This is a genomic window from Streptomyces sp. 4N124 (assembly GCF_052245395.1).
GTDB lineage: Bacteria > Actinomycetota > Actinomycetes > Streptomycetales > Streptomycetaceae > Streptomyces.
The window spans coordinates 94,822-120,109 of sequence record NZ_JBQQBS010000015.1 but is presented as its reverse complement, the minus strand read 5'-3'; the positions used below and the strand labels follow the sequence as shown (position 1 = coordinate 120,109).

Genomic DNA, 25,288 nt, shown 5'->3' with positions numbered 1-25,288 from the left:
TCACGTGCCGCGCACGGGGGAGGGAACGCGCCTTGTCTCAGCAGCAGTTGGGCCGCAGGCCGCGCGGGCCCGGTTCGGTGCCCCCGGTGCCGGACGGCGGCGACGGCGACGGCGGTGCGCAGCCGGCGCGGTTCGTTGGCTGGCTCGGCGGACTCGGCTGTGCGGCGGCCGGATACGGGGTGTTCCAGTTCCTGTTCGGTGTACTGCCCGACTCCCTCGACGGAGAGGCCGCCAAGTATCTGATCGCCGGGGTGAGCGGCCTCGGCACGGGGCTCGCCGCCTGGCTGGCGGCGGCGCTGGTGCGGGCCCGGGCCGCCGCTGTCGCACGCGTGCCGAGCACAGTGGCTCCGGCGATCGGTCCGGCCCTCGCGCCCGGCCCGCTTCCCCAGGTGTTCGCCGGTGCGTACGACGCTCTCGCCGAGCAACTGGCGGTCGTCGACGACCCGGACCGCGGGCGGCTCACCGGCTGGGCACACTCCCTGGGCGAGAGCAGCCCCGCCCGGCCCACCGCGGTCGGCACGGCCTACGGCCTGCACACCGTGCTCGACCTCGGCACGCCCGACGGACGGCTGTCGACCGGGGACCTGGTGGACACCCTGTGGCGGCTGCGGCTCCCGGACGGCGGCTGGTCGGCCCGCTCGCAGGGGTCGGAGCCGCGTCCGGAGGTCACCGCGCTGGTGCTGGGCGCGCTGGCCCGGGCGGGGGCGTCGCGGGAGCGGCTCGCGGACGAGGTGGCCCGGTGCGCGACCGGGTTCACCCATGAACTCGACCGCGCCGGACGGGAGTCGACGCACGTCGTGACGACCGTGCTGCGCGGACTGCTGCGGGCCGCGCCCGACTCCGCCCTGCTGCCCCGGCTGCGCGAGGCGATCGTCGACGGCGCGCTCAGCGACCCGGGCCGCGAGCACTTGCGCTGCTGGGACTACCGGCTCGACCTGGACAACGGCAGGGCGTCCGCGCTGCACACCGCCCAGGCGGTGGTCGCCCTCGACCGGGCGGCCGTGGTCCTCGGCGACAACGCGTCCGCCCGCGCCACCCGGGAGGACGGCGTCCGCTGGCTGCTGTCCTGCCCGGACGGACCGCACGACTCCTGCGCCGACCTGGCCAACCTCCGCGAGGAGGTACGGCGCCCCCGCACCGACGACCCCTCGCGCCACGAAGTGCTGAACGTACGGCACTTCACCGCCGCCTGGGTGGTGCGCGCCCTGATGTCGCCCACGGCACGGCGGATCGCCCGTGACGAAGGGCTTGAGGAGCGGTGGCGGGAGCGGCTGGACGGTGCCGTCGCCGCGGTGTGGGCGGGGCAGTCCGGCGGCATCTGGACCTGGGGGCTCGGTGACGGCACGCAGCTGCGCCGGCCTATCTGGATGACGTATCAAGGCCTTTGCGCGCTGCGGGCCCATGCCGTATGGATGTATCAGCCAGAGGCTTGAGCGCTGAGTGGCAACGGAAGGTCGAGCGAACTCGCCTGTCGCGAGCGGGAGTTGGAGGATGTGCATGGGCGGTCGGCAGGTTCTGGGGGCTCGGCGGCTGCTGGCCTCGGCGCTGGACGGTGAGCTGTCCGAGCGCGAGTTCGCGACCGCCGCCCGTTCCGTCGTCGCCGAACTGGGCTCCTCCGAGCGCCTGTTGGAGCTGATCGCCGAACTCGCCTCCGGGGAGGGCGATCCGGAAGGATGCGCCAGGCTGTCGTACCGCCATGTACTCGGTTTCGACAAGCTCCTGCTGATCGACGGCGGCCCCCGGCACATGCTGCGCGCACACCTGTGGCATCCCGGCACGGGCGGGATCGGCAAGGAGGACATCCACAACCACCGTTCCCCGCTGGCCTCTTACATCGTCCGGGGGCGGCTGGCCATGGAGCTGTACGAGGTGCGGGGCGACGGCGGGATCGCGGCGGACCGGTACGAGGAGTCCCTGGCGGAGAGTTCGGCGGACTGGCGACTGGCGCCGGCGGGTCCGGCCCGGCTGCGGCTGACGCATGTGGGGCAGTACGCGGCCGGCAGCTCGTACGCCCTGCCGCCGCACACCCTGCACCGCGCCTGGTGCGACACGGACCGGCCGACCGTGACGCTGTTTCTGGAAACGGGAAGCGAACGGCGGCGCAGCACCGATGTGTTCACGGCGGCGGGTCCGCATCCGGGGGCGGTGGCGAAGGTGCCGCTGAGCACGGCGGACTATCTGGGTGCGCTCGGCTCTCTGGCGGAACTGCTCAGGAGTTCATGAGGGCCTGGCGTACGACGTCGAGGTTGTAGTCGTCGATGTCGACCCGGGTCAGCTCGGACGGCCGCAGCCAGATGTGCTCCTGGTCGGGCTGGGGCAGGCTGATCTCCCCGGACAACGGCCTGACCAGGAAGTTGTCCTGCCAGTTCTTGGTCTCGTGGCCCCGGTAGTCGCTGACGAAGGACGACTCGCCGATCTTCCGTACGATCTCGCCGAGCAGACCGGTCTCTTCCTTCAGCTCACGCAGCGCGCCGTCCTCGGGACTCTCTCCCGGCTCCAGCTTCCCGCACGGCACGCCCCACACCCGCGGCAGAAACCGCTCCTTCTCACTGCGGCGCACCAGCAGCACCTGCTGCTCGTCGTTCATCACGACGGCAGCCGCCAGTCGCCTGTCGCCGGGGACGTCCATGTCCATGGTTCCTCGGTCCCTCGCCGGTGATGAGTACGGTGCTGAGTACAAAGGTTCTGATACCCACGAAAGCATCCACGGTACCAGCCGGGCCCGTTCCGGTCTGTGCCGTCGGTCTCACGGTGTACGAGCCAACGCCTGCACCTCCCCGACCGACAGCGCCGCGCCCTGCGGCGTATGCCCCGCCCGGAGGGCAGCAACCGTTTCCAGGGCCGCGCCCAGCGCCCGCCGGTACAGCAGCGAGCCGAGGCTGATGCGCCGCACGCCGAGGTCGGCGAGGGCGGGAACGGTGGGGCCGGTGGGTGAGTAGAGGATGTTGAGGGGTACGTCGAGGTGCTTGACCAGGCGGGCGATCTCCTGGGGATCGGTCAGCCCGGGGACGAACACGCCGTCGGCGCCCGCCTGTTGGTAGGCGTCGAGGCGGCTCAGGGTTTCCTCGCCGTCTCCTAGCCAGTGTGCGTCGGTGCGCGCGTTGACGAAGAGACCGGGCGCCGCCGACTTGACCGCGGCGATCTTCGCGGCGTGCCGGCCGACGGGCCCGAGGCCGTCCTCCAGATTGATGCCGACGGCGCCGACGACCGCCAGTTCGCGTGCGTACTCCGCCACCTCGTCGGGGTCTTCGCTGAAGCCGTCCTCGGCGTCGACGGAGAGGAAGAACGGCTCCGAGCCGAGGGTGAGGGCGAGGTGCAGCGTGTGTTCCCGGGTCGCGGAGACGCCGTCGAGTACGCCGACGGCCGCGGCCACCCCGAGACTCGTCGTCGCGACCGCGGGGAAGCCCTGGGTGGCGAGGGCGGATGCCGAGGCGTGGTCCCAGGCATTGGGCAGCAGCAGGGGCTCGTCTGCGTGGTGGAGGTCGGCGAAGCTCATACCCGGCACCGTACGGCCGGGTTGCTTCGGTGCCCGCCGAACTGTTCCGGCCAGGTCAGCTGCCTGCCCACTCCCCCGCACCGCGCTCCACGCAGAACTCGTTGCCCTCGGGGTCGGCGAGGACCGCCCAGCCGGTGCCGTCCGGATTGCGGCGGTCGTCGAGCAGCGTGGCGCCGAGGGCCAGGAGCCGCTCGACCTCCTCGTCACGCGTGCGGTCCTGCGGCTGAAGGTCGAAGTGCACGCGGTTCTTGACGCTCTTGGCCTCCGGCACGGCGATGAACAGCAGGTCCGCGCCCTCGATCAGGACTTCCTCGTCGCCGGGCTTGTCGTCCTCGTGCACGGGCAGGTCCAGGACCCGCGACCAGAAGGTGGCGAGTTCGTAGGGGTGGGCGCAGTCGATGCTCGTATGGCGGATCGTGGAAGTCATGCGGGGATTCTTGGCCACCCGGCGGGCCCGGGCAACGCAATTGCGGGCGGGTACGGCAACGGTCCGGCGCCCGGCGCGCGTCTGACGCGGTCGTAAGGTCCGTGGCATGGCCACCGGGACTCTACCTATATAGAGTTATGGCCATGCCCCGCACTCGACGCCCGTCGGCGCAGACCACCGCGGTGGTGCTGGCGCTGGCCGAGGAACCCTCCGACTGGCGGTACGGCTACGAGCTGTGCCGCCAGTTGGATCTGCAGGCCGGATCGGTGTACCCGATCCTGATGCGGCTGGCCGACCGCGGACTGCTGGAAACCGCGTGGGAAAAGGACGCACCGCCCGGCCGTCCGCCCCGGCACCTGTACCGGCTGACCGGCCCGGGTCTGGCCCTGGCGACCGAACTGGCCGCCTCGTCGGCACCGGTACGGCCCGTGACCCTGCCGCGGCCGGGCTGGGAGGGGGCCTGATGCCTACCCGATACCGTCTTGAGCTCGGTGCCTTGGTCGCCGTCGCGGGAGCGTTCACCGGCGTTCTGGCGCTGGCCTTCGCCACCGCCGGGCAGCCGAACACCGCCGACGAGGGCTATCTGCCGATCCTGATCCTCTGGTCCGTGTTCGCCGCGCCGTCACTGATCGCGACTCATGTGCTGTGCCGGGCCTGGTGGAGGTCCACGAACTCCACCAGGCCCACAGCGGGTCGGCTCGCCCCGGACGGCCCGGCGCGCCTGCTGGCCACCGCCGTCGCGGTCCTTCCCGAGCACCGGCGGTCCTGGGGCGCGGCGATGAGCGCGGAGCTGGCGCATGTGCCTGGTGGTGCGGCCCGGTGGCGGTTCGCGGCCGGGTGCGCCCGGGCCGCCCTGTTCCCACCGTCCGTGCGCCCGAAGCCCGTACTGGCCGCCGGGGTGCTGACCGTGTGGGCGGTGCTGGCCGTGGACCTGGCGGTCGGGCAGACGCTGCCCGCGATGCGCCTGTTCGCGGTGACCTTCGCCGCTCTTGTCGGCGCCCTGGTCGCCCTCGCCCTGGCTCGCGGACGCCGCGTGGGCATGCCGGTGTCGGGTCCGGCCGTCACCGCTGTCGGACTCGCCGGAGTGGTCGCATCCGTCGCGCTCACCGCCCATGTGCTGGCCCGGTCCCCGGCGCACGAGGGGGTCCTGAGCGCCGCCCACGCCGTGGTGCTGTCCGTGTTCCTGGCGGGCTGCCTCGGAGTCGTCCTGGTCCCGCCGCGCTCCCTCACCACCAGCCCGTTCGCCCGCCGCGCCGGACTCGCCACGGCCCTGACGCTCGCCGTCTGCTTCCTGCTGGCGGCACGGCGGCAGGGCGACCTCTGGGCGTTCTGCCTCTTCCTGGCCCCGATCGTGGTCTCCTTCACGGGGTCGACGATCACCGCGGCGCTGCGCCGCTCCTTCCGCACGGGCATCCAGACCACGGCATGGACCGCACTCCTCGCCGCCCTGCTCCTCTTCGTCGTGTGGCTGGCGGAGGCCCTGCACTGGTACGGCGTCGACGGCCGCCTCCTGTTGGACGGCGAAACCGGTTACCCGGTCGGCGTGAACGTCAAGGACGCCGTCTTCTGGGTCCTGGTCTTCGTTCCGGTGTGGGGCCTGCTGCCGTTCGGCATCCTCGGCGCGGCCCTGGGCGCACGCCTCCCCCGGCTGCTCACGCTCCTACGCTGACGTCCACCGCCCCGTCGTCCAGCCGAGCCCGCGTCTCAGTGCCGCCACTCCAGCGGACGGTCAACTCCCCTGCTCCGTCGAGATGTACGGCGGCCGAGTCCGCAAGAGGGATCGGTTCCGGATCAGCGGTCAGCCGGGCGAGCGCGACAAAGAGGGTGTCGTCGTCGGTCGTCGATCCCGTGAGTTCGTCGTTCAGGCCCACCACGGGCAGGAGTTCGGCACGCGCCCCGTCCTCCGCCGCCCATCCCGTGATCCGCACCGAGGTGCCCTCCGGAGCACCGCACACCCTGAAGGCCCTCACCTCCACCGCCCCGCGCGCCAGCACCAGGCTCGTCACCCGGGCCCCGCCCGCCGCCCGGTGCCGGGAGGCGGCCCACCCCTCCCCCACACCCAACGGCACGATGTCCGCGCGGCTCGGGTCGTCGTCGACGATCACGCTGTTGTCGTACGACGGTGAGGGCCGCGTCACCGTCGAGTACGCGAGCCGGGTGTAGTACGGGTCGTAGCGGACGTCCTCGCTGCCGTGGTTGTGGAGGCGGACCAGGCCGTCGGAACGGGTGGAGTGGATCAGCCAGTTGACGGGGTGGACCGGGGTCACGGCGTCGGAGCGTTCCGTCGGTCCGGGCTCCTCGGTCGCCGTCCACACCTCGTGGTCCAGCGGCAGGAGCAGGCCGAGGAAACCCTTGCTGGCCCAGTAGGGGGACGCCGGGCCCGAATAGCCCTGCAGGAGCGCCTCGTCGGGGCCGTGCCAGCCGAGGGTGAGCAGGCCGTTGTCGTCCACGGCACCCCGGTCGAGGAAGTAGCGCAGCGCTCCCGAGGCCAGCCGTCGGGTCTCGCCCGGCGACAGGGGGGTACGGCCGGTCAGCGCGCCCAGCCACAGCGGGGACGTCGTGGCGAACCGGTACGTCAGGGAGCGGCCCTGGTGCAGGGGGGCGCCGTCGCCGCCGAACAGGCGGGCGTAGTCCTCCAGATGGCGCGCGAGCCGGCCGCCGTAGAGGTCGAGCAGCTCGGTGTCGTCGGCGAGCCAGGCGTGCAGCACCGGGTAGAGGTGCATGGCCCAGCCGTTGTAGTAGTCGAACTTGCGGCCGTCGCCGTCGGTGTACCAGCCGTCGCCGATGTACCACTTCTCGATGCGTTCCAGACCGCGGTCGATCGCGGCGCGGGACGCCTCGGTTTCGCAACCGATTTCCTGGAGGAAGCCGCCCACCGTCACCGGGAACAACTCCCAGTTGCAGGGCCAGGCTTCGGCGGTGAGCGCGTCGCCCAGCCAAGCCGTGGCGCGCTGCCGGACGCCGTCGTCCAGACGGTCCCAGAGCAGGGGGCGGGTCAGCCGCAGGGCGAGAGCGATCGAGGCCGCCTCGACCAGCGGCTGGCTGCGGTCCTCGATACGCGGCCAGACGCCGGAGACGCCCGCCGCGAGTCCGTCCGCGTAACGCTCCAGCGCGGTCTCGTCCCGGCGGAAGGCCGCCAGCAGGAGCGTACGGGCATAGCCCTCCAGGCCGTCCGACAGCCGGCCCGACCAGCTGCTGCGGTCGCCGGGCAGGTGGTACAGCGCACGGTCCTCGGTCGCGTACGGCTCGACCGCGGTGAGCAGGGCGTCGGCGGCGTCCTCCCAGTGAGCGCGGGTGTAACCGGTGAACGGGCTCAGATCACGGTCGTCGCGGGGCAGTTCCATCTACAGCGCTTTCCTTCCGGCAAGGGCCTGGGGCGCTCCGGTTCCGGTCGAAGCGCCCCAGGTGCTCATCCCACCCGCACCAGGCCCTTGGGCACCAGATGCTGGGCGACGAGTTCTGCACGGACAAGTTCCGCATACACCGTGGCCCCGTGCACGGAGGTGTGCGTGTTGTCCCGTTTCTCGTTGTACAGGTACAGCGCCTTGGACGCCTCGACACCCAAGGACTCCACGAGCGTTTTCGTCTTCGCCGTCAAGTCGATCAGCGGGACGTCGTGCGCGGCGGCGACCGAGCGGGTGACGGCCGGGTGGTCGACGCCGAGGCCGTTGACGAGGAGCGCGGTGCCGTTGTTCAGGGTGCCGTCGGAGTTGAACCAGCGTCGCACGATGGGGGTCACCAGGGCCGGGGTCCCGCCCTTCTCGCGTACGCCCGCGACCAGTGTCTCGAGGTTGGCCCGGTATGTCGCCCCGTCGGTCGTCTTGTCATTGTGGGCGAGCTGGATCAGGACGAGATCGCCGCGGTGGATCAACGGCTGGACCGTGGCCCAGAGTTGGGGATTCTGCAGGTAGCTGACCGTGCTCTCGCCGGAGTCGGCGTAGTTGGCGACGGACACGCCCTTGCGGAGAAACTGCGGCAGCTGCTGGCCCCAGCCGGAGTACGGGTCACCGGGCTGGTCGCAGACGGTGGAGTCGCCGACGAGGAAGATCTGGCGGGCGTGCCGGGCGGGGGTGACCTTGATGTCGGCGAGGGCGGGGGCCGAGCCGCCGAGTCGCAGGTCCAGGCCGGGAGTTCCGTCGGCGCCGGTGGGTTCGCCCTCGGGGGTGCGGACGTTCACGGTGAAGCTGCGGGCGACGTGCTCACCGGCCTCGGCGGCTGTCTCGGGGAGGAGAGCGCGGCGGGTCTCGCCGGTGATGCTCGTGCTGGACGCGGTCTCGCCGCCGACGAGGACCTTCACGTCGTACGTGCCGGGCGGGAGGTCGAAGTGGCAGGCGGTGGCGGTGCAGTAGGACAGGTCCAGCGGCCGTTGGTGGGCACGGGCGGGTACGGCGGACAGCGCGGTTCCCAGCGTGGCCGCCACCAGGGCGGTCAGGGCGAAACGTCTCATGCGCGGCTCCCTCCGACGACAACAGCGGCAGGCTCAGGCTTGGCCGCTGGACCGTATCGCGCTTGGCAAGCGCTTTCTAGACCCCGCGCGTCCACTGCTGGTTCGTCGCCCCGTTGCAGGTGTACGTGATGATCGCGGCGGAGTTGGCGGTGGACGCGCCGTTCACGTCCAGGCACTCACCGGTCGCGCGGGACTTGATGGTGACGTAGGAGCCGGTGGTGGTGAGCGACCACTGCTGGCCCGTCGCGGAGGCGTTGCAGTTCTCCTGGGTGACCGTGCTCGCGTTCTCCTGGACGCACAGAGAGCTGTTTCTCACGACCAACTGGTAGTAGCCACTGCCCACCGACTTGAACCAGTACTTCTGGTTGGTGCCGCCGTTGCAGTCGTACTGCTTGAGCTGCGCGCCCTGCCACAGCGACTGGCTGGTCACGTCGGCGCACTTGGAACTGTGCCGGGCGATCAGGGTGTTGTACGTGGCGCTCGCGCCGCTGATCGTGCCGGTGGCCGTGTCGATGGTGACCTCTGGGGACCAGGACATCGACATCGAGGTGGAGGAGGGGAAGGTCAACGGCAGCCAGACGTAGCGGGAGTCGTTGACGGTGCCGCCGAAGGAGTTGCCCCAGCGGTCGCCCAGGTAGAGGTACGAGGTGGTCGACGTGCCCTGCACGGGAAGGACGTACGCGGTCTGCGAGCCGTAGGTAGTCGAGTCGCCGACGTTCTTCATGGCCGTCCACGGGCCGGCGATGCTCGTGGCGGTGGCGTACTGCTGCTGGTTGGGGCTCCAGCCGGTCGCGCCCGACGTCAGCATGAAGTAGACGCCGTTCCGCTTGAACAGCGCCGGGGCCTCGCGGTGGCCGCCGTGCCAGGGGTCCGCGACCAGGGCGGCGATGCCCGTGTAGTCGCTGGTCAGGCGGTAGATCTGGAGGTCGTAGTTCTCGCGGGCGGCGGAGATCATGTAGCCGGTGCCGTCGGTGTCGACGAAGACCGTGATGTCGCGGGACATGTGCTGGCCGAGCGGACGGAAGCTGCCCTGCCAGGTGTAGTTGCCGTCGACGGTGTCGGAGACGGCCACGGCGGCGCGGGCCTCGCTGTAGTCGACGCCGTTCTCCTTGTGCATCCACATCACGAACTTGCCGGTGGACGCGTTGTACATGACCTTCGGGCGCTCGATGTTGGCGGTGGCCAGCTCCGGGTCGCTGGCCTCGGTCAGGACGTGGTTCCTGAACTCCCAGTTCTTCAGGTCGCTGGAGCGGTAGGCGTCGACGTAGCGGAAGGTGTTGTCGGCGTTGCGGTGCTCGCCGAACCAGTAGTAGTACGAGCCGACCTTGATGACCCCGCCGCCGTGGGCGTGCACGGGGGAACCGTTGACGTCGGTGAACTGCGTGCCGTTCGTGATGGTCTGGGGTGCGGCCTGCGCCGGGCCCGCGGTGACCAGGGCGCCGGCCAGTGCCAGACAGAGGGCGAGCAGAACCGCGTACGCACGTCTCATCTCAGGCACTCTCCTTCGCGGGACCGGCTGCCGTGTCGGCCACGGGGATACCGAAGTCGGGGGTGCCGTCCGGTTTCCAGCCCAGTTTCTGGATGCGGGTGTGCCGGTTGGGGTCGTGCAGCGGGTCGCCGACGATCTCCTTGTACTGGCGGGCGTGATAGACGAGGACGTCGGTGCGACCGTCCTCGGCGACCGTGAAGCTGTTGTGTCCGGGGCCGTACTGCTTGGTCGTGTCGTTGCTGGTGAAGACCGGCGTCGGCGACTTGGACCAGTTCGCGGGGTTCATCAGGTCGGCGTCCGCGTCGACGGTGAGCAGGCCCATGCAGTAGTTCGCGTCGGTGGCGCTGGCGGAGTACGACATGAACAGCCGGCCGTGGCGGGCGATGACGGAGGGGCCCTCGTTGACCTTGAAGCCGATGGTCTCCCAGTCGTACTCGGGGGTGGAGAGCCGGACTTGGGGTCCCGTCAGGGTCCAGGGGTTCGCCATCCTGGACAGGAAGATGCCGGTGTTGTTGTCCATGCCGGGCTCGTGCTGTGCCCAGCTCAGGTAGCGGGTGCCGCGGTGGGTGAAGGTGGTGGCGTCGAGAGAGAACGTTTCCCAGGCCGTTTTCAGCTGGCCGCGCTCCACCCACGCCCCCTTGAAGGGGTCCCTGTTGGCGTTTTCCAGGACCCAGATCCGGATGTCCCACACGCTCTCGGCGGGCGCGGCGGCGAAGTAGATGTACCACTTCCCGCCTATGCGGTGGATCTCCGGCGCCCAGATGTGCGCGCCCATGGGGCCGGTGGCGTGCTTGGTCCAGATGACCGACTCGGCGGCGGTGGCGAGCCCGTTCAGGGTGCGGGAGCGGCGCAGGATGATGCGGTCGTACTCGGGGGCGGTCGCCGTGAAGTAGTAGTGGCCGTCGCTGTGGCGGTGGATGTGCGGGTCGGCGCGGTTGCGGACGAGCGGGTTCACGAACGGTGCGGCCTTCCGGCTGGGTGCGTCGGTGGCGGCGTGGGCCACCGAGGGGGCGGCGGCCAGGACACCCGCGGCCAGGGCGCCCTTCAGCATCAGTCTGCGGTCGAGGGCATGGGGTTCGTAGCGGCTCATACGGGCTGCCTCTCGGGGGCAAGAAGTTTGATGTTCGGTTGTCGTTCGGTATCGCGAACGTCATCTGTGATTACGAACGCCGAAAAGGTATGGGGGTGTCACGAGGAGGTCAACGGGACTGACGCGCCGAATTTTGTCGGGCAGATTTCTGTTATCCGTCGCCGACCCGGCGCGTCTCCTGTGACGTGAGCAGCTTCCCCCACAAGACAGCAGCGGCCGCGGGCGCCTTCGCGGCCGTCGCCTTCCTGGTGACCGCTCCCCCTGCCCAGGCCGCAGGCGCCCGGGACGTCACCGCCGACGTCCTCGCGGACCGCGACGTGACGCTCAACGGCGACACGGTCGTCACGGTGCCGTCGGGGACGACGACGTACGACGGCGCGTTCCACGGCGAGGGCACCCTGACCGTGCGCGGCACCGGCACCCTGGTCCTGACCAAGGACAGTGACTTCACGCTGCCGAAGTCCCGGCAGCGGCAGAAGGTCACGACGCAGGGCGGCAACCACCCGTACGTCACCACGGCCAACCCGGACCCGCCCGCGATCACGGTCGAGCGCGGGGCGACGCTGCAGTACGGAAACGGCGGCACGACCGGGCTGATCGGCCGCTTCCCGTACAACACCCCGGCGTTCCGGCTCAACCAGGACAACATCCGGGTCGACGGCACCCTACGGCTGTCCCTGACCAGCGCCTACAACCTGGGCACGATCAGCGGCTCCGGGCTGATCACCCAGCCGAGGTTCCTGTGGGGCACCTGGGACATCTCGGGCACCCACCCCTTCTCCGGGGTGATAGACAACGGCACGCAGGCGAACGCCGGACGACCGGAGTACGCGACGTCACTGCCCAACATGCGCAAGGTCCTCAACCAGGGCACCTGGACCGTCGACACCCCGCTGGGCCAGACCGTCACCCAGCGCATGGACTTCTACCAGCGCGAGTACGGCAGCGACATCAACGTCCAGTCCCGACCGGGCAGCAAGGTCGTGCTCACCGGCCAGTACAGCTGGTCCAACCAGGGCGGCGACACCAACCCCTCGCTCAGCGACCCCGCCCTGAACTGGACGCCCGCACGGAAGAACATCAACAAGCGCGGCACCAACATCAAGGGCGCGAACGTCCAGTGGGGCGACGGCACCACGAACAAGATCTTCATGCCGGGGACCGCCGAGACCGTGTACATCAACTTGCTCGCGGCCAGATCGCGTTCGCTGCTGACCTTCAACTACAACGGGCCGGTGACGCTGGGTGCGCCGATCGGCGGCGGCGTCTTCCACGACACGCTGTCCGCGCCCGGCGCCGGCGACATCGTCATCGCCGGGACGCCCGGCAACGACGTCACCTTCGCGGCCAAGCAGTACTACGACGGCTCGACCACCGTGGAGAAGGGGGCGGTGCTGCGGCTCGGCTCGGGCAAGCGGGGCGGTGACGGCTCGCTGCTGACGGGCACGGAGCAGCGGCGGGTGGTGAACAAGGGAACGCTCGTCGTGCGGAACGTGACCGACTCGGTGAAACTGACGCACGTCAGCGGCAGCGGGTCGCTCGTGCAGTCGGGCGCGGCGACGACCACGCTCACGGGCGGCTCGGTGACGTACACCGGGGCCACGACCGTCAAGAAGGGCACCCTGGCACTGCGGGACGGGGCAACTCTCGTACGCAGCAGGGCGATTCGGCTCATGTCGGAGGGGGCACGGCTGGACGCGGGTACGGGGGTCCTGCGTGTGGCTACTGCCCTCTCCGGCAAGGGCACGGTGAAGGGCTCGGTGACGAACGACGGCGTGGTCGCGGGCGGTGTCGCCGTGACCGGTGCCTACACCCAGCGTGCGAAGGGCCAACTGGTCCTGGGAGACAAGCCGTTGAAGGTCGCGGGAGCGGTCCGGCTGGCCGGGGACCTCGATGTGTCCGCCGCCGGCACGCGGCCCGCACGCGAGATCAAGATCCTCAACCACACCGGCCGGGCGAAGACCACCGGCACGTTCACCGGCCTGCGGGAGGGCGCCCGGCTGAAGCTCGCGAACACGACGTACCGGATCAGTTACCGGGGCGGCGACGGCAACGACGTCGTCCTGACGACGACGGCAGCCACCGCGAGCCCTTCGCCGACCGTCTCCACCCGTGCGGCGGCCGGCGCGGCTCCCGCGGACACGCGGACGGCGAGCGCGGAGAGCGAGACGTTCGGCTGGTGGCCGTACGCGCTGGGGCTCGGCCTGCTGGGCGGGCTGATGGTGCCGGCGACGCGACGGATACGGGGCCGTGGAGGACGGCGTCGGGGCGGGCGGCACGCGGCGTAGCGGGGCGCACGGCACAGGCGTCAGCGCCCGCTCGGCGCCTGCGGGAACCCCAGCCGCGGGGCCAGTTCACGCGCATGTCAGGCATGCGGCAAGGCTAGAGCGCTCGGCGATGCACCGGTGTCTCACATGCCGGCCCCCCTCCCGCCTCGGCTACCGTCGTCAGCATGACCAGCACCGTCAGCCTCGCCGAAGCCCTCGCCGCCGGCGCCGTCGTCCTCGACGGCGGAATGTCCAACCAGTTCGAGTCCGCCGGGCACGACCTGAGCGACGAGCTGTGGTCGGCGCGGCTGCTGGCCGAGCGGCCCGAGGCGATCGTCGAGGCTCACCTCGCCTACTTCGAGGCGGGCGCGAACGTGGCGATCACGTCCAGCTATCAGGCCACCTTCGAGGGCTTCGGCAAGCGCGGGATCGGCCGGGAGCGGGCGGCCGAGTTGCTCGCGCTCAGTGTGGAGCTGGCCCGGGAGGCCGCTCGTCGGGCACGGACGGACCGGCCGCTGTGGGTGGCCGCGTCGGTGGGCCCGTACGGGGCGATGCTCGCGGACGGCTCCGAGTACCGGGGGCGGTACGGGCTGAGCGTGGCTGAGCTGGAGCGTTTCCATCGCCCTCGGATCGAGGTGCTGGCCGGCGCCCGGCCCGACGTACTGGCGCTGGAAACGGTTCCGGACGCCGACGAGGCGACCGCGCTGCTGCGGGCGGTGCGCGGACTCGGCGTCCCGGCCTGGCTGTCGTACACGGTCGACGGGGACCGCACGCGGGCCGGTCAGCCGCTGGAGGAGGCGTTCGCGCCGGCCGCCGACGCGGACGAGGTGATCGCGGTCGGGGTGAACTGCTGCGCCCCCGAGGACGTCGACGGCGCGATCCGGATCGCGGCCCGGGTGACCGGTAAGCCGGTCGTCGTCTACCCCAACAGTGGCGAGGCCTGGGACGCCGAGGCCCGTGCCTGGACCGGCCGCTCCAGCTTCGCGCCCGAGCAGGTGCGGGGCTGGCAGGACGCCGGGGCGCGGCTGATCGGCGGGTGCTGCCGGGTGGGGCCGGAGGCGATCACGTCGATCGCGCGCTCGCTGTAGTAACTCCTGCGAAGCACGGGCTCAATGGGGACTTCACGCGCCGATGATGAAGTCCTCCTACCCGTCCGCCGATCATGGAGGCTGCCGTGTCCGAGCCGCCCACGCAGGAACAGTTGGACGCCTATGTGAGAACCCGGCTGGCGCTGGCCGGCTTCGATCTCGCCCTGCTGCCCGAGGAGACCGACCCCGACACCGGGGTTCCGACGCGGGCTCAGGTGCTCGCCGCACTGCGGTCGTTCGTGGCGGCCACGCCCGGCGCGATATCCGGCTGGGCTCCGTCGGCCGACGGACCCGAGTACGCCCAACAGGCCGCACCGCCGCTGCTGTACCCGTCGATCACCGAGGCATGGACCGGGAAGGCGGACCCGCGATGAGCCGTGCTCTCAACCGGCGTGTGTTTCTGGCGAGTTCGATGGCCGTGGCGAGCGGAGCGGCCCTCCAGGTCTCCGCGACCTCGGCACGGGCCGCCACAACGCCCGTACACGTCCCCGACGTCGACGTACGACAGGCCGCCCGCACCGACCCCACCGAGGCCACCCTCGCCGAGGCCGTCACCCTCATCAAGCGCCGCAGGCTCAAGTCCACGGTGCTGACCGAGGCCTACCTGGAGCGGATCGAGCGCTACGACGCCACCTATCAGGCGTACGCGGAGGTCACCGGAGAGGCCGCGCTCAAGGCGGCGCGTGCGGCGGACCGCGGATCGGGAGGCGCCCTGCGCGGCATTCCGCTGTGCATCAAGGACAACTACTTCACCCGAGGCGTGCCGACGCGCTGCAACTCGTACATCTTCGAGGACTTCGTCCCGGACGAGGACGCCACGGCCGTGACGAGGCTGACCGCGGCCGGCGGGATCGTGCTCGGCAAGGGGCAGATGGGGCCGCTCGCCACGACCCGGGCCACGAAGCCGAACGGCACGGTCACCACGGTCAACGCCTGGACACCCGAGGACCCGTCCGTCGACCCAGGTGGTTCGTCGACCGGTCCGGCCTGTGCGGTCGCCGGGCGGCTCGCGGCCTCGTCGATCGGGACGCAGACCGGCGGTTCGATCGTCCTGCCGTCCAACCAGCAGAACCTCACGGGACTGAAGCCGACGATGGGCCGGGTGTCCGTGCACGGCGTCATCCCGCTCTCCTTCACCCGTGACCACGCGGGACCGCTGGCGCGGGACGCCATGGACGCGGCGATCATGGCGCAGATCATGGCAGGGCCGGACGCGAAGGACCCCCGTACGCTCGGCCTGCCCGCCGTGCCCGACCTCGTCCGCGCCGCCACACCCGTCGTCTCCCGAACGGGCACCGTCCGGATGCGCCGGGCCACCCGGATCGGGGTGCCCGCTGATTTCCTGTCCGGGCAGAAGGAGCTGCGCGGTGCGTTCCTGGACAGGCTGGAGGCGCTTGCGGGCGTGACGCTCGTCGAGGTCACGTACCCGGACGACTGGCCCCTGCTGACGGGCACCTTCAACGCCGCCCGGCTCGCGGAGCGCACCGAGCCGTTCCGGCACTGGCTGCGTACGGATCCGACCAAGTTCGGTGTGTCGCTGCTGAGTTGGCTGCAGGGCCTGATGCTGTCGGGCGACGAGTGGATCACGGCCCAGCGTGCCAAGCATCATCTGCTGCGGGAGGTGCTGGACGGGGTCATGAGCCGCTGCGACGTCGTCCTGCAGACCGGCCCGGTGCCCTTCGACATCCTCGGGCTGCCCGAGATCGCCTTCCCCATCGGGTTCGACGGCGCCGGCATCCCGGCCGGCGCGATCCTCGGCGGCCACCCCTACGAGGAGGACCGGCTGCTGGAGGTCGCGGCGGCCTATCAGGCCGTCACCGACTGGCATACCCGGCGGCCGGCGGATCCGGCGACGACGACGGCCCGGCTCAAAGCCGCTGTGCCGCGTCCGCGGCTGTCGGCGGAGGATGCCGCGGCGACCTCGGCATAGCCCTGCGGCCCCTCCGGCGAGCAGACCGCCGCAGCTCTCTCGTCCCCCGCCCTCCCCCACTGCTAGCCTCCGCAGCATCGGGAACCGGTTTCCACCGCGTTGCCGCAGCTGAGGAAGGGGGCGGGGCGGAGTATGACGAGGAAGAGCGCGGACACGAGCCGTAGCACCATCCGGGACGTGGCGGCGCGCGCGGGTGTGTCCGCGTCGACGGTGTCGCGGGTGCTGGGCGGGGTGTATCCGGTGAGTTCGGCGACCCGGACCCGGGTGATGCGGGCGGTGCGCGAGATGGACTACGTCGCCGACGCGCGCGCCAAGGCGGTCGCGGGGGTCGGCACGCCCACGCTGGCGTTCGTGCTGGAGGACATCACCGGACCGTCGTTCGCGCACATGGCGCACGGCGTGGAACGGGAGGCGACCCGGCTCGGGCATCTGTGCGTCGTGTGCAGCACGGACGGCGACGTCCGGCACGAGCTGGAGTTCGTCGAGATGATGCGTGCGCAGCGGGCCGCCGCCGTGATCCTGGTCGGCGGCTCCGCCGACACCCACGAATACCGCGAGCGCACCCGCCGGATGGCCGACCAGCTGGCGTCGGCGGGCTCCCGGCTGGTCCTGTGCGGCCGCCCGCCGCTGGGGCCGGGCGCACCGGTCACGGTCATCGAGTACGACAACGAAGGCGGCGCCTACGCCCTGGTCGCCCATGTCCTCTCCCAGGGCCACCGCCGGGTGCTGTTCCTCGGCGGCAAGCCCGACCACACCACCGCGCAGGGTCGTGAACGCGGTTACCTCGCCGCACACCGCGCCCGCGGCCTGGAACCCGACCCGGCGCTGCTCCTCCACGGCGACTTCACCCGCGACGCCGGCCACCGTCTGATCCGCGAAGCCCTCAAGCGGGGGCTGGAGTTCACGGCCGTGGTGGCGGCCACCGACATGGTCGCCGCGGGCGCGCTCACCGCTCTGCACGAGGCGGGCCTGAACGTTCCCGGCGACGTGTCGCTGGCCGGTTACGACGACATTCCCTTCGCCCGCGACCTCCACCCGGCCCTGACGACGGTCCACGTCCCCTACGAGGAGCTGGGCCGTCTCGCCGTCCGTACGGCACTGGGCCGTACCCCGGAAACGCCGGACGAGCACCTGCTGCTGGGCACGCATGTCGTGGTGCGGGACTCCGTGGCGGCGAAGTAACCGGTTCAGGACCGCCGTACCGACCCCGGCAGCCGCAACCGCCGTACGACCGACCGCAGTTCCGCACCGCGCGCGACCGCGCCATCCGCAGGCGCCGATTCCGGAACCGCTTCCCGAGCCCTTGCGTCGGCCGCCCACAGGGCGAGTTCCGCGTCGCGCGGGCCGAACGCGATCTCCGGCTCGTCGTCGCCGAACATGCGGACCGGATGGGTACCGTCCCAGTGCCGCCAGCCCGGGTCGCCATCGGTCGCGAACCGCACCCACGCCGAGTGCATCGCGTCCGCCAGCTCCTGCGGGGCGCCCTCGCCGGCCAGTTTCCGCGACTCGGGGACGTCGCCGGTGTCGAAGACGAAGCCGAGCTCCAGAGCGTGGCAGGAGCCGAGGTCGGGGAGGCCGGAGGGCCAGGTGAACTCGTAGACGTACGACGACTGCGGGCGGGCGTCGGCCAGGCGGTGCAGCGGCAGGCGCAGCAGGTGGTCGGTGACCAGCTGGCCGACGATCTCGGCGATGCCCGCGTCCGGGCGCAGGGCGCGGTAGCCGCGCGGCACCTCGTGTCCGCAGCGGCAGCGGGCCATGGCGCCGGCCAGGGCGACCGGCCCGAGCCGGTCGACGCGCTCCAGGAGACCGCCGGGCACCAGCCACAGCCGGTACTCGTCGCGGGTCCAGCCCATCATCAGGTCGACGTCCCGCGCCGCGTCGCCCTCGACCAGGGCCTCCAGGGGGTCGCGCGGGACGAGATCGCCGTCGATCACGATCCCGAAGGCAGGCCCGCCGAGGACCGGGCTGCTGAGCTTGCCCACGTCGGTCTGGGTGCGCAGGAGGAGGTCCCGGTCGACGTCGGCGAAGGCCGCGGCGGTGGCGGGGATCTTCAGCCGGGTGGCCATACGGCGCACCATCCGCCGTACCTTGTCCCGCTCGGCGGCCTCCGGCGGCCCGCTCTGCAGCACGGCGCGCCGGATGAGGCCCTGTGCCTGCGGGGCGGCCAGCAGTGCGCCGGTGCTGATCGCGCCGGCCGACTGGCCGAACAGGGTGACCTGCGCGGGGTCGCCGCCGAAGGCCTCGATCGAGGCGTGCACCCACTCCAGCGCGGCGAGCTGGTCGCGCAGGCCGGGGTTGGCGGGGGTGTCCGGAAACAGTCCGTAGCCCTCCACTCCCAGTCGGTAGTTGACCGAGACGAAGACGACGCCGTCGCGGGCGAAGCGGCTTCCGTCGTACACGGGTACCGCGGAGGAGCCGCGGGTCAGGGCGCCGCCGTGCAGCCACACCATGACCGGGAGCCGGGCGCCCGGGCCGGGGTCGGGGGTCCAGACATTGAGGTTGAGACAGTCGTCGCCGGGGACGACCGGGTCGGACAGGTACTGCGCGAAGGCCTCGGAGTACGGCGGTTTCGGCGGGGTCGGCCCGAAGGCGCCCGCGTCCCGCACCCCGTCCCAGGGTTCCGGCCGCTCGGGCGGCCGGAACCTGCGGGGGCCGAACGGGGGCGCCGCGTACGGGATGCCCCGGAACACCGCGACGCCGTGCTCGTACCGGCCGCGCACGGCCCCGTACGGCGTCCTGATCACCGGACGTTCCGCCGGCTCCGTCACCTGCCCCACCTGGTCTGCCGTCATGCGCCCACCTGCTTCTCGCCGCACTTCGTGCACCCTGCACATGTCAGAGCACCACATCACGAACGACTATTCCGGTGAGCGAGGTGGCCTGGAGGGCTATTTGGCGTACATCAGCGTGCCGAAGCCGAGCTGGTCGTAGCCTCCGCTGGTGGAGCCGTAGTCGCCGCCACCCCCCTCCGGGAGGACCGACTGGGCGATGCGCTGCAGGTAGGGGACGGACAGGTTGCGGCGGCGCCGGTAGTGGGAGTCGAGCATGGCCCACACCGGGCGGACCTGGCCGCGTGAGGCGTCGGAGATGACCGTCTGTTCCCGGTAGTCGCAGTTGACGCCGGTGCCCCAGGTGTACTTCGTGAACGGCACGGTCTCACCGAGGTTGTACTTGGCGACGTACTGAGCGGCCTTCATGAACCGGTTGCCGTCGTAGCCGTACAGGTCCTCGCCCTGGTTCCAGGCCATCTCGCAGATGGCGCCCATCTGGCCCATGCCCATGATGGTGTGGCCCTGGTCCCGGCCCGACTCCTGCCACTGGGCGAGGTTGTCCGGGTGCAGGAACGGCACGGCCTTGCGGATGGCGCCGTTGCCCGCGCCGTTCTTGAAGTAGTTCACGGCCTGGTCGTACTTGGCGCCGTCGTCGCACAGGATGCCGATGGCCAGGACGGACGCGACGTTGCACAGGTCCCAGTTCGCCCAGTAGTTGGTGATGCAGGCGCCGTTGTGCTCGGTGAGGAACTGGTTGTTGAGCGGGTAGAACACGTTGCGCATCATGTTCTGGAACCGGCCGAGGTCGAAGCCGGCGTATCCGCGCATGAGTTCCGCCGCGTTGGCGAACTCCCAGCCGTAGATCCCCGCGGCGAGGAACCGGTCGGCGTTTCCGGTGATGGTGGTGAGCGTCGACGACCAGGCGTTGAGGATCCGCACGGCACAGTCGCCGTTCGCGGCGGTGCCGCCGACGTGCCAGCGCAGGGCGTTCTGGTAGGCGGCGGCGATGTCGTTGTAGAGCTGGGGATAGTTCTGGCCGTCGCCGCCGCGGATGATCGTGGCCGTGGGGCGGGGCGTCCAGGTGGACTGGGAGTGGGAGTTGGCGGTCAGCCGGTTCCAGCCGGACAGCCAGGGGTCGTCGCCGGCGGCGACGCGGACCTTGGCGCGGTTGATGTCACCCCAGTTGTGCAGCATGCCGGGGTGGGTGAAGGTCGCGGGGGCCGCGCCGGCCGTGCTGCCCGTCAGCACGGCCGTGGACCCGCCGACGGCGAGGGCGGCGGTGAGACCGCCGGCGGTCTTCAGCAGACCGCGGCGGCTCAACTCTGGTGTGGGGAGGTGCCGGTGGGGGGAAGTGCGGCTCATTGATGCGTCTCCATTTCTTGGAGGATCTACCTGGGGGTGATGCTCACCTCGTCGAACTCGGTGGTGCAGCGGGCCAGTTGGTCGCGCGAGCAGACCACGAGGCCCACGTGGTAGGGGGCGTCACCGAACCCGGGGATCTCGCCGGTGGCGAGGGTGGTCCAGGTGGCGCCGTCATCGGTGGACAGGGCCGCGGTGAAGGCGGTCCCGACGCGCTTCAGCCGCAGCAGGGAGGGAAGGGCGGCTGCCCCGTTCCCGGTGAACGTCGACCGTCCGGCGACGGTCGTGCGCAGCATGAGCTGCGCGGTGGTCCCGCCGGTGACGATCGCCCCGGCGGCCTGGTCGAACGGTGACAGCGACTTGGCCATCAGCAGACCCACCCGGTCGGCACTCGCGCCCGTGCGGGAGACGAGCCGGGCGGTGATCTCACAGTCGCCGGTGACGGGCCGTCGTACGAACTGCCCTGTCATTCCCTGGTTGTTGACGGTCAGATCGACACCGGCACCGCGCACGGTGAAGGTCCCGTCGTGGTACGACGTACTGCCCGGCGTGCGGATCGCGACCACGCCCAGCGTCCCGAAGGCGCGCTCGTCGGGGACCGGGTCACCGAGGTCGCCGTACGTCCAGGGCGTGGGCGGAGGTGTGCCGACGGTGACGGTGAGCGTGCCGGTGCCGGTGCCGGTGGCGTTGGCCGCCGTGGTGGTGACCGTGAACTCGCCGCTCTGGGTGGATGTTCCGGAGACCAGGCCGGTGCGCTTGTCGAGCCGGAGGCCGTCGGGCAGCCCGGCCGCGCTGAACCGTACGGGCTCGTGCGAGCCGCGCAGGAGGTGCTGGAAGTCGACACCCTTGTTGCCGAACATAACGGTGGCGGAGGTGAGTTGGGGCACGCCCGGGGTCGGCATCGGGGCGGAGACCGGCTCGGAGAGCGGGCCCCGTCCGGCGCAGTTCGTCTTCGCGACGACGTAGTGGTACGTCGTCCCGGGCGTGCCGGTGGCATCCGTGTACCGGACGCGGGTGCCGAATCCGACGGGGCCGATGCCGGTCGCGATCGTCTCGAAGGGCCCGTCGGCGCCCGTGGAGCGCAGCACCTTGTAACGGGCGGAGAGATCGGGGTCGGTCCAGGCCAGCTCCACGGCGTCAGCGCCGGTGGACGCCTTGAGGCCGGCGGCGGTCCGAGCGGGGCGGGGAACCGACCAGACCTCGCCGGCCGAGGCCGAGAGGACGGTGACGTTGTCGAAGGCGCCGGTGCCGGTCTCGGCGTACTCCTCGTCGACGCCGAGACAGGAGCTGAGGACCAGGCCCGCGTAGGCAGTGCGGCCCAACTCGACCTCGCTGGAACCTACTTGAGTCCAGCGGATACCGTCAGGGGAGATCGCGCCGGTGCAGCGGCGACCCCTGCGGGTCACCCGCACCCAGTACGGCGCCCGCAGCCGGTAGCCGTCGCCCGCGCCTTCGACGTACGGGGCCTGAAGCGGGGTCGCCGACTCGGGCAGCGTGCCGAGGCTGGAGATCGGGAAGGCCGCGTTCACGGTGATCGCCTGCTGCTGGGTGGGCGGCACGGGCGTGCTGCCGGTGCCGGAGACAGCGGCCCCGGTCCTGGGCCGTACGCTCCACACACCGCTCCAGGTGTGCAGCGGCAGCCCCTGGATGAGCATCGAGGCGTGCGCGGCATCCGCGTCGAGGGAGTCGCGCAGGGTGACGCCGATCTTGGCGTACTGCGAGCTGAGCGGGAACACGATCCGTGCGGTGATCGTGCCGTCGCCGGGCAGCGGGAGGTGGACGGAGCGGTAGGTGTCGGCGGTGCCGGACGCCTCAAGGACGAACCGTTCACCGTCGAAAGCGGCGGAGCCGGGGATCTTCACCGCGCCGATGTCCTGGGAGGACCAGGGCTCGGGGAGACCGGCGGTGGCCGATGTGCTCGCCGAATCGCCGCTGCTGCCCTGGGAGTTCGTGGCAGTGACCGTGTAGTAGTACGTCCGGCCGGGACGTGCGCCGTCGTCCGTGTGCAGTGTTCCGTCGACTGCCGGCGCGATCTCCTCGTACGGTCCCTCGGGGCGGCTCGCCCGGCGGACCGTGTACGAGGTCGCCCACGCGGACGGCAGCCAGGCCACGCCGACCGACGTACCGTCGCCCACCGCCGTGACCCCCGCCGGGGGCGTTGGCACGGTCGGCGCCGGGGCCTTCGTACCCGCGTAGGCGAACGTGCCGAAGCTCGGCAGGTCGTCGTTGCTGCCCTCGACGAAGCGGGCGCCACCGGTGCCGCGGAAGACGGCCGCCTTGGTGTACGGGGTGTCGAGGCCGCGGACGCCGGCGTAGTGGGCGTAGTACATCTCGTAGATCGGGGGGAGAGTGCCGCGGACCTTGTCGGAGACGGTCGTCTTGATGTACTTGCCGGTACGGTCGAGGTCGGGGGTGAAGGGGACGTCGCCGCCGAGGTTGTAGCGGGCGGCGTACTCGGCGTTGGCGAGGATGCGGTGGTCGTCGAAGGCCCACAGGTCGACGCCCTGGTTCCAGGCGACCTGCGCGGCGTCGCCCATCAGGCCGATGGCGAGCTGCTCATGGGCCTGGTCGCGGCCGCTCTCCTGGCCCTGGCCGTCCGCCCTGACGACACGGTTGCGGACGCTGCCGTTACCCGCACCGGCCGCGGCGAACCGCAGCGCGTCCTCGAAGAGAGTGCGCTCCTCGCAGAACACACCGATGGCCAGGATGGACTGAATGGCCGTCAGGTCCCAGTTGCCGTTGGCGTAGAGCATGTAGCCGGAGATCGCCGGATACCAGACGTCGAGGAAGGACCGCTCGCAGCGGGCGATGTCCGCCTCCGCCCAGCCGTCGTAGTCGCTGTGGCGGAGCAGCTCGGCCGCGTTGACGAACTTGAAGGCCTGGAGCCCGGCGCCCAGCGGACCGTCGGCTCCGGTGATCATGGTCAGCGAGGCCGACCAGGCGTTCAGGATGTCCCGTGCCTTGTCGGCGTGGGCGCGCTCGCCCGTGACGCACCACATGAGGGCGTTCTGGTAGGCGGCGGCCGAGTCGGCGACGGCCTGGTTCATGTAGTTGCTGGGGCCGCGGCCCCAGGAGGTGATCTGGCCGGTGTTCTGGATGGTGTACGTCGACTTGGAGCGGGCGTGGGCCGCGAAGGGGAGGTAGCCGTCGTGGACGGGCGACTCCTTCGCGGCGACCGCGGCCTTCATCCGGGCCAGGTCGGCGGCGCTGTGCAGCAGGCCGGGGTGGGTGAAGGATCTGGAAGCGGCCTTGTTCCCGGCCGCCCGGGCCGTGCCGGGCGCGAGCAGTCCGCTCGCGCCCGCCACCAGCAGCAGGGCGGCCGTGCCGCCGAGGAAGCCCCGGCGGCTCGGTGCGGGGATCGTCATGACGCGGCGGCCGCCTCTGCCTCGGCGGTGGTGAGGAACTTCAGGTTCGTCACGTGCTCGTTGACGAACATGGGCACGCCGTCCGAGGCCAGGTACCACCTCGGCTTGCCCGTGCTGTCGGCGATCACCCTGCCGTTGACGCGGAGGTTCTCGAAGGTGACGTCCTTGATCGCGTGTTCCGCGTCGAGGCCGGCGATGATCGAGAGGTCGGCGTTCTTGCCGTTGTAGCTGAGGTCCTTGATGTAGACGGACTCGATGCCGCTGCCTGCCGACGTGTTGTACTTCGGGTTGTACTCGACCCGCATGTGGATGAGCTGGCCCCAGCGGAAGTCCTCCACGCGGATGTCGTCGAACCTGACGTCCCGGACGATGTTGCTGTCGCCGACCATGAAGGCGATGGCGCCCTGGTAGGTCACCTGCGGCTCGCGGTGGTCGAGGATGTCGATGTTCTCGTAGCGCAGGTTCTCCAGCATCTCGGGGGTGTCGGAGTTGCCGTGCACGCCGATGTTGATCGGGTGGGCGACGTCGGCCCAGAGGGAGCAGTTCTTGACGGTGATGTTGCGGGTGTCGCCGTAGAAGTCCCAGCGGTGGGTGTAGAGGGCGACGCAGTCGTCGGAGGTGCGCAGGAAGCAGCCGTCGATCGTGACGTTCTCGGAGCAGTAGAGCTGGATGCCGTCACCCCAGCCCTGGTGGCTGAAGGCGCGCAGGTTCTTGATGGTGAGGTTGTTGGACTCGGCGACCCTGATGTTCTCGTACCGGGGGTTGAGGATCGTGACGCCGTCGATCGTGACGTTGTCGCACTTGTGGACGAAGACCGCGCCGCCGGTCGTGTCGTAGACCACGCCGCGGCCGATCAGCCGGGAGTTCTCCACGTTCTCGAAGATCACGGCGGAGGTGAGGACGGCGCCCGGGGCCAGGTAGACGGTGGTGCCGCTGGGCACCTTCAGGGTTCGGTCGGGGTGGGTGTGCAGACCGGGCCCGAAGTACATGACCTTCTTGTCGCCCTCGGCGGGCACGTCCTGCTCGATCGGGTTCGCGAACAGGTGCAGGCAGTCGAAGATCTTGTCGTCGATCTGGACGACGAGGTTGCGGGGCCGGTCCAGGGTGAAGCGCGCGGTGCTGCCGAGCACCTCGGGCTTGATGCCGTACGAGTCCGGGCGGATGCGGACCTTCTCGCCGCCGCCCGGGGTGTACGTGATCTCGACCTCGACCGTGCCGGAGAAGTCGAAGGCGGCCCAGGAGGAGCTCTGGGCCCTGTTGCTGCCGGTGTTCGCGTCGATCAGTGCGAGCTTGGCGAGGTAGACGCCGAGCTTCTGCCAGGTGCCGCCGAGCGGCCGGACCTTGACGGTGAAGGAGTTGTTGACAGGCACCTTCGGAAGCGTCGGGTGGATGACCACGCTGTCGCCGGCGGTGCCGGGCTCCTCCGCCGCGGCGGCCTGTGCGGTGCCCGCGATGCTGTCGGCCAGGCCGGCGGCAGCGATGACACCGGCGGCCTGGAGGGTGGTCCGGCGTGACAGGGGCGCGTTCATGCGTAACTCCTTGCAAAAGGTTCGGTAAGA

At 71.0% G+C, this 25,288-nt stretch carries 20 protein-coding genes; 9 read left to right on the top strand and 11 right to left on the bottom strand.

Annotated features, from left to right (window positions below; translation table 11 throughout):
* Positions 1-32 precede the first annotated feature (32 nt).
* Together ACTWQO_RS17810 and ACTWQO_RS17805 are read left to right on the top strand one after the other, a co-directional pair.
* A complete protein-coding gene (locus tag ACTWQO_RS17810) occupies positions 33-1,433 on the top strand; it encodes a hypothetical protein (RefSeq protein WP_443238309.1) in 1,401 nt (466 codons plus the stop codon).
* Between the two features lie 64 nt (positions 1,434-1,497).
* On the top strand, positions 1,498-2,223 hold the full coding sequence (locus tag ACTWQO_RS17805) for a hypothetical protein (protein WP_443238308.1): 726 nt from the start codon (positions 1,498-1,500) through the stop codon (positions 2,221-2,223).
* Here ACTWQO_RS17805 and ACTWQO_RS17800 read toward each other — a convergent pair.
* From ACTWQO_RS17800 to ACTWQO_RS17790, 3 genes are all read right to left on the bottom strand, one after another.
* A complete protein-coding gene (locus tag ACTWQO_RS17800) occupies positions 2,210-2,635 on the bottom strand; it encodes an NUDIX hydrolase (protein WP_443238307.1) in 426 nt (141 codons plus the stop codon). The genes ACTWQO_RS17805 and ACTWQO_RS17800 overlap by 14 nt on opposite strands.
* Before the next feature lie 111 nt (positions 2,636-2,746).
* Positions 2,747-3,496, bottom strand: coding sequence for an isocitrate lyase/PEP mutase family protein (locus ACTWQO_RS17795; protein ID WP_443238306.1), 750 nt, complete (start codon positions 3,494-3,496; stop codon positions 2,747-2,749).
* A 55-nt stretch (positions 3,497-3,551) separates the two neighbouring features.
* On the bottom strand, positions 3,552-3,923 hold the full coding sequence (locus ACTWQO_RS17790; RefSeq protein WP_443238305.1) for a VOC family protein: 372 nt from the start codon (positions 3,921-3,923) through the stop codon (positions 3,552-3,554).
* A gap of 143 nt (positions 3,924-4,066) precedes the next feature.
* On the opposite strand from ACTWQO_RS17790, the gene ACTWQO_RS17785 reads away from it, so the two are divergent.
* Together ACTWQO_RS17785 and ACTWQO_RS17780 are read left to right on the top strand one after the other, a co-directional pair.
* A complete protein-coding gene (locus tag ACTWQO_RS17785; RefSeq protein WP_443238304.1) occupies positions 4,067-4,387 on the top strand; it encodes a PadR family transcriptional regulator in 321 nt (106 codons plus the stop codon).
* Positions 4,387-5,592, top strand: a complete 1,206-nt coding sequence (locus tag ACTWQO_RS17780; RefSeq protein WP_443238303.1) for a hypothetical protein — start codon at positions 4,387-4,389, stop codon at positions 5,590-5,592. The genes ACTWQO_RS17785 and ACTWQO_RS17780 overlap by 1 nt, the downstream gene beginning before the upstream one ends.
* On the opposite strand, the gene ACTWQO_RS17775 is transcribed toward ACTWQO_RS17780, so the two are convergent.
* The 4 genes from ACTWQO_RS17775 to ACTWQO_RS17760 all read right to left on the bottom strand — a co-directional run bounded on the left by ACTWQO_RS17775 (position 5,576) and on the right by ACTWQO_RS17760 (position 10,949).
* A complete protein-coding gene (locus ACTWQO_RS17775) occupies positions 5,576-7,267 on the bottom strand; it encodes a DUF2264 domain-containing protein (RefSeq protein ID WP_443238302.1) in 1,692 nt (563 codons plus the stop codon). The genes ACTWQO_RS17780 and ACTWQO_RS17775 overlap by 17 nt on opposite strands.
* A 65-nt stretch (positions 7,268-7,332) precedes the next feature.
* Positions 7,333-8,370, bottom strand: coding sequence for a rhamnogalacturonan acetylesterase (locus ACTWQO_RS17770; protein WP_443238301.1), 1,038 nt, complete (start codon positions 8,368-8,370; stop codon positions 7,333-7,335).
* 76 nt (positions 8,371-8,446) lie between these two features.
* The gene (locus ACTWQO_RS17765) at positions 8,447-9,859 is read right to left on the bottom strand and encodes an RICIN domain-containing protein (RefSeq protein ID WP_443238300.1); all 1,413 of its coding nucleotides are present in this window, start codon (positions 9,857-9,859) and stop codon (positions 8,447-8,449) included.
* A 1-nt stretch (position 9,860) separates the two neighbouring features.
* Positions 9,861-10,949 carry a glycoside hydrolase family 43 protein gene (locus ACTWQO_RS17760; protein ID WP_443238299.1) on the bottom strand — a complete coding sequence of 363 codons (1,089 nt, stop codon included), beginning with the start codon at positions 10,947-10,949 and terminating at the stop codon, positions 9,861-9,863.
* 185 nt (positions 10,950-11,134) lie between these two features.
* Here ACTWQO_RS17760 and ACTWQO_RS17755 point away from each other — a divergent pair, with 185 nt between their 5' ends.
* The 5 genes from ACTWQO_RS17755 (at position 11,135) to ACTWQO_RS17735 (ending at position 17,416) form a co-directional block, all read left to right on the top strand.
* Complete coding sequence (locus ACTWQO_RS17755; protein ID WP_443238298.1) at positions 11,135-13,237, top strand: autotransporter; 2,103 nt, start codon at positions 11,135-11,137, stop codon at positions 13,235-13,237.
* Positions 13,238-13,401: 164 nt separating this feature from the next.
* Positions 13,402-14,304 carry a homocysteine S-methyltransferase gene (gene mmuM, locus ACTWQO_RS17750; RefSeq protein ID WP_443238297.1) on the top strand — a complete coding sequence of 301 codons (903 nt, stop codon included), beginning with the start codon at positions 13,402-13,404 and terminating at the stop codon, positions 14,302-14,304.
* An 86-nt stretch (positions 14,305-14,390) separates the two neighbouring features.
* Positions 14,391-14,678, top strand: a complete 288-nt coding sequence (locus ACTWQO_RS17745; RefSeq protein ID WP_443238296.1) for a hypothetical protein — start codon at positions 14,391-14,393, stop codon at positions 14,676-14,678.
* Positions 14,675-16,234 carry an amidase gene (locus ACTWQO_RS17740; protein ID WP_443238295.1) on the top strand — a complete coding sequence of 520 codons (1,560 nt, stop codon included), beginning with the start codon at positions 14,675-14,677 and terminating at the stop codon, positions 16,232-16,234. Before ACTWQO_RS17745 ends, ACTWQO_RS17740 begins: the two co-directional genes overlap by 4 nt.
* A gap of 132 nt (positions 16,235-16,366) precedes the next feature.
* A complete protein-coding gene (locus tag ACTWQO_RS17735) occupies positions 16,367-17,416 on the top strand; it encodes a LacI family DNA-binding transcriptional regulator (RefSeq protein WP_443238294.1) in 1,050 nt (349 codons plus the stop codon).
* A 5-nt stretch (positions 17,417-17,421) separates the two neighbouring features.
* Here ACTWQO_RS17735 and ACTWQO_RS17730 read toward each other — a convergent pair whose 3' ends face one another.
* The 4 genes from ACTWQO_RS17730 to ACTWQO_RS17715 form a co-directional block, all read right to left on the bottom strand.
* Positions 17,422-19,026 (bottom strand): carboxylesterase/lipase family protein, encoded by a 1,605-nt coding sequence (locus ACTWQO_RS17730; RefSeq protein ID WP_443238293.1) that lies wholly within the window; start codon positions 19,024-19,026, stop codon positions 17,422-17,424.
* Positions 19,027-19,122: 96 nt separating this feature from the next.
* Positions 19,123-20,367 (bottom strand): alginate lyase family protein, encoded by a 1,245-nt coding sequence (locus ACTWQO_RS17725; protein WP_443238292.1) that lies wholly within the window; start codon positions 20,365-20,367, stop codon positions 19,123-19,125.
* A gap of 26 nt (positions 20,368-20,393) precedes the next feature.
* Positions 20,394-23,729, bottom strand: a complete 3,336-nt coding sequence (locus tag ACTWQO_RS17720; protein ID WP_443238291.1) for an alginate lyase family protein — start codon at positions 23,727-23,729, stop codon at positions 20,394-20,396.
* Positions 23,726-25,258, bottom strand: a complete 1,533-nt coding sequence (locus ACTWQO_RS17715) for a glycosyl hydrolase family 28 protein (protein ID WP_443238290.1) — start codon at positions 25,256-25,258, stop codon at positions 23,726-23,728. Before ACTWQO_RS17715 ends, ACTWQO_RS17720 begins: the two co-directional genes overlap by 4 nt.
* Positions 25,259-25,288: the final 30 nt, after the last annotated feature.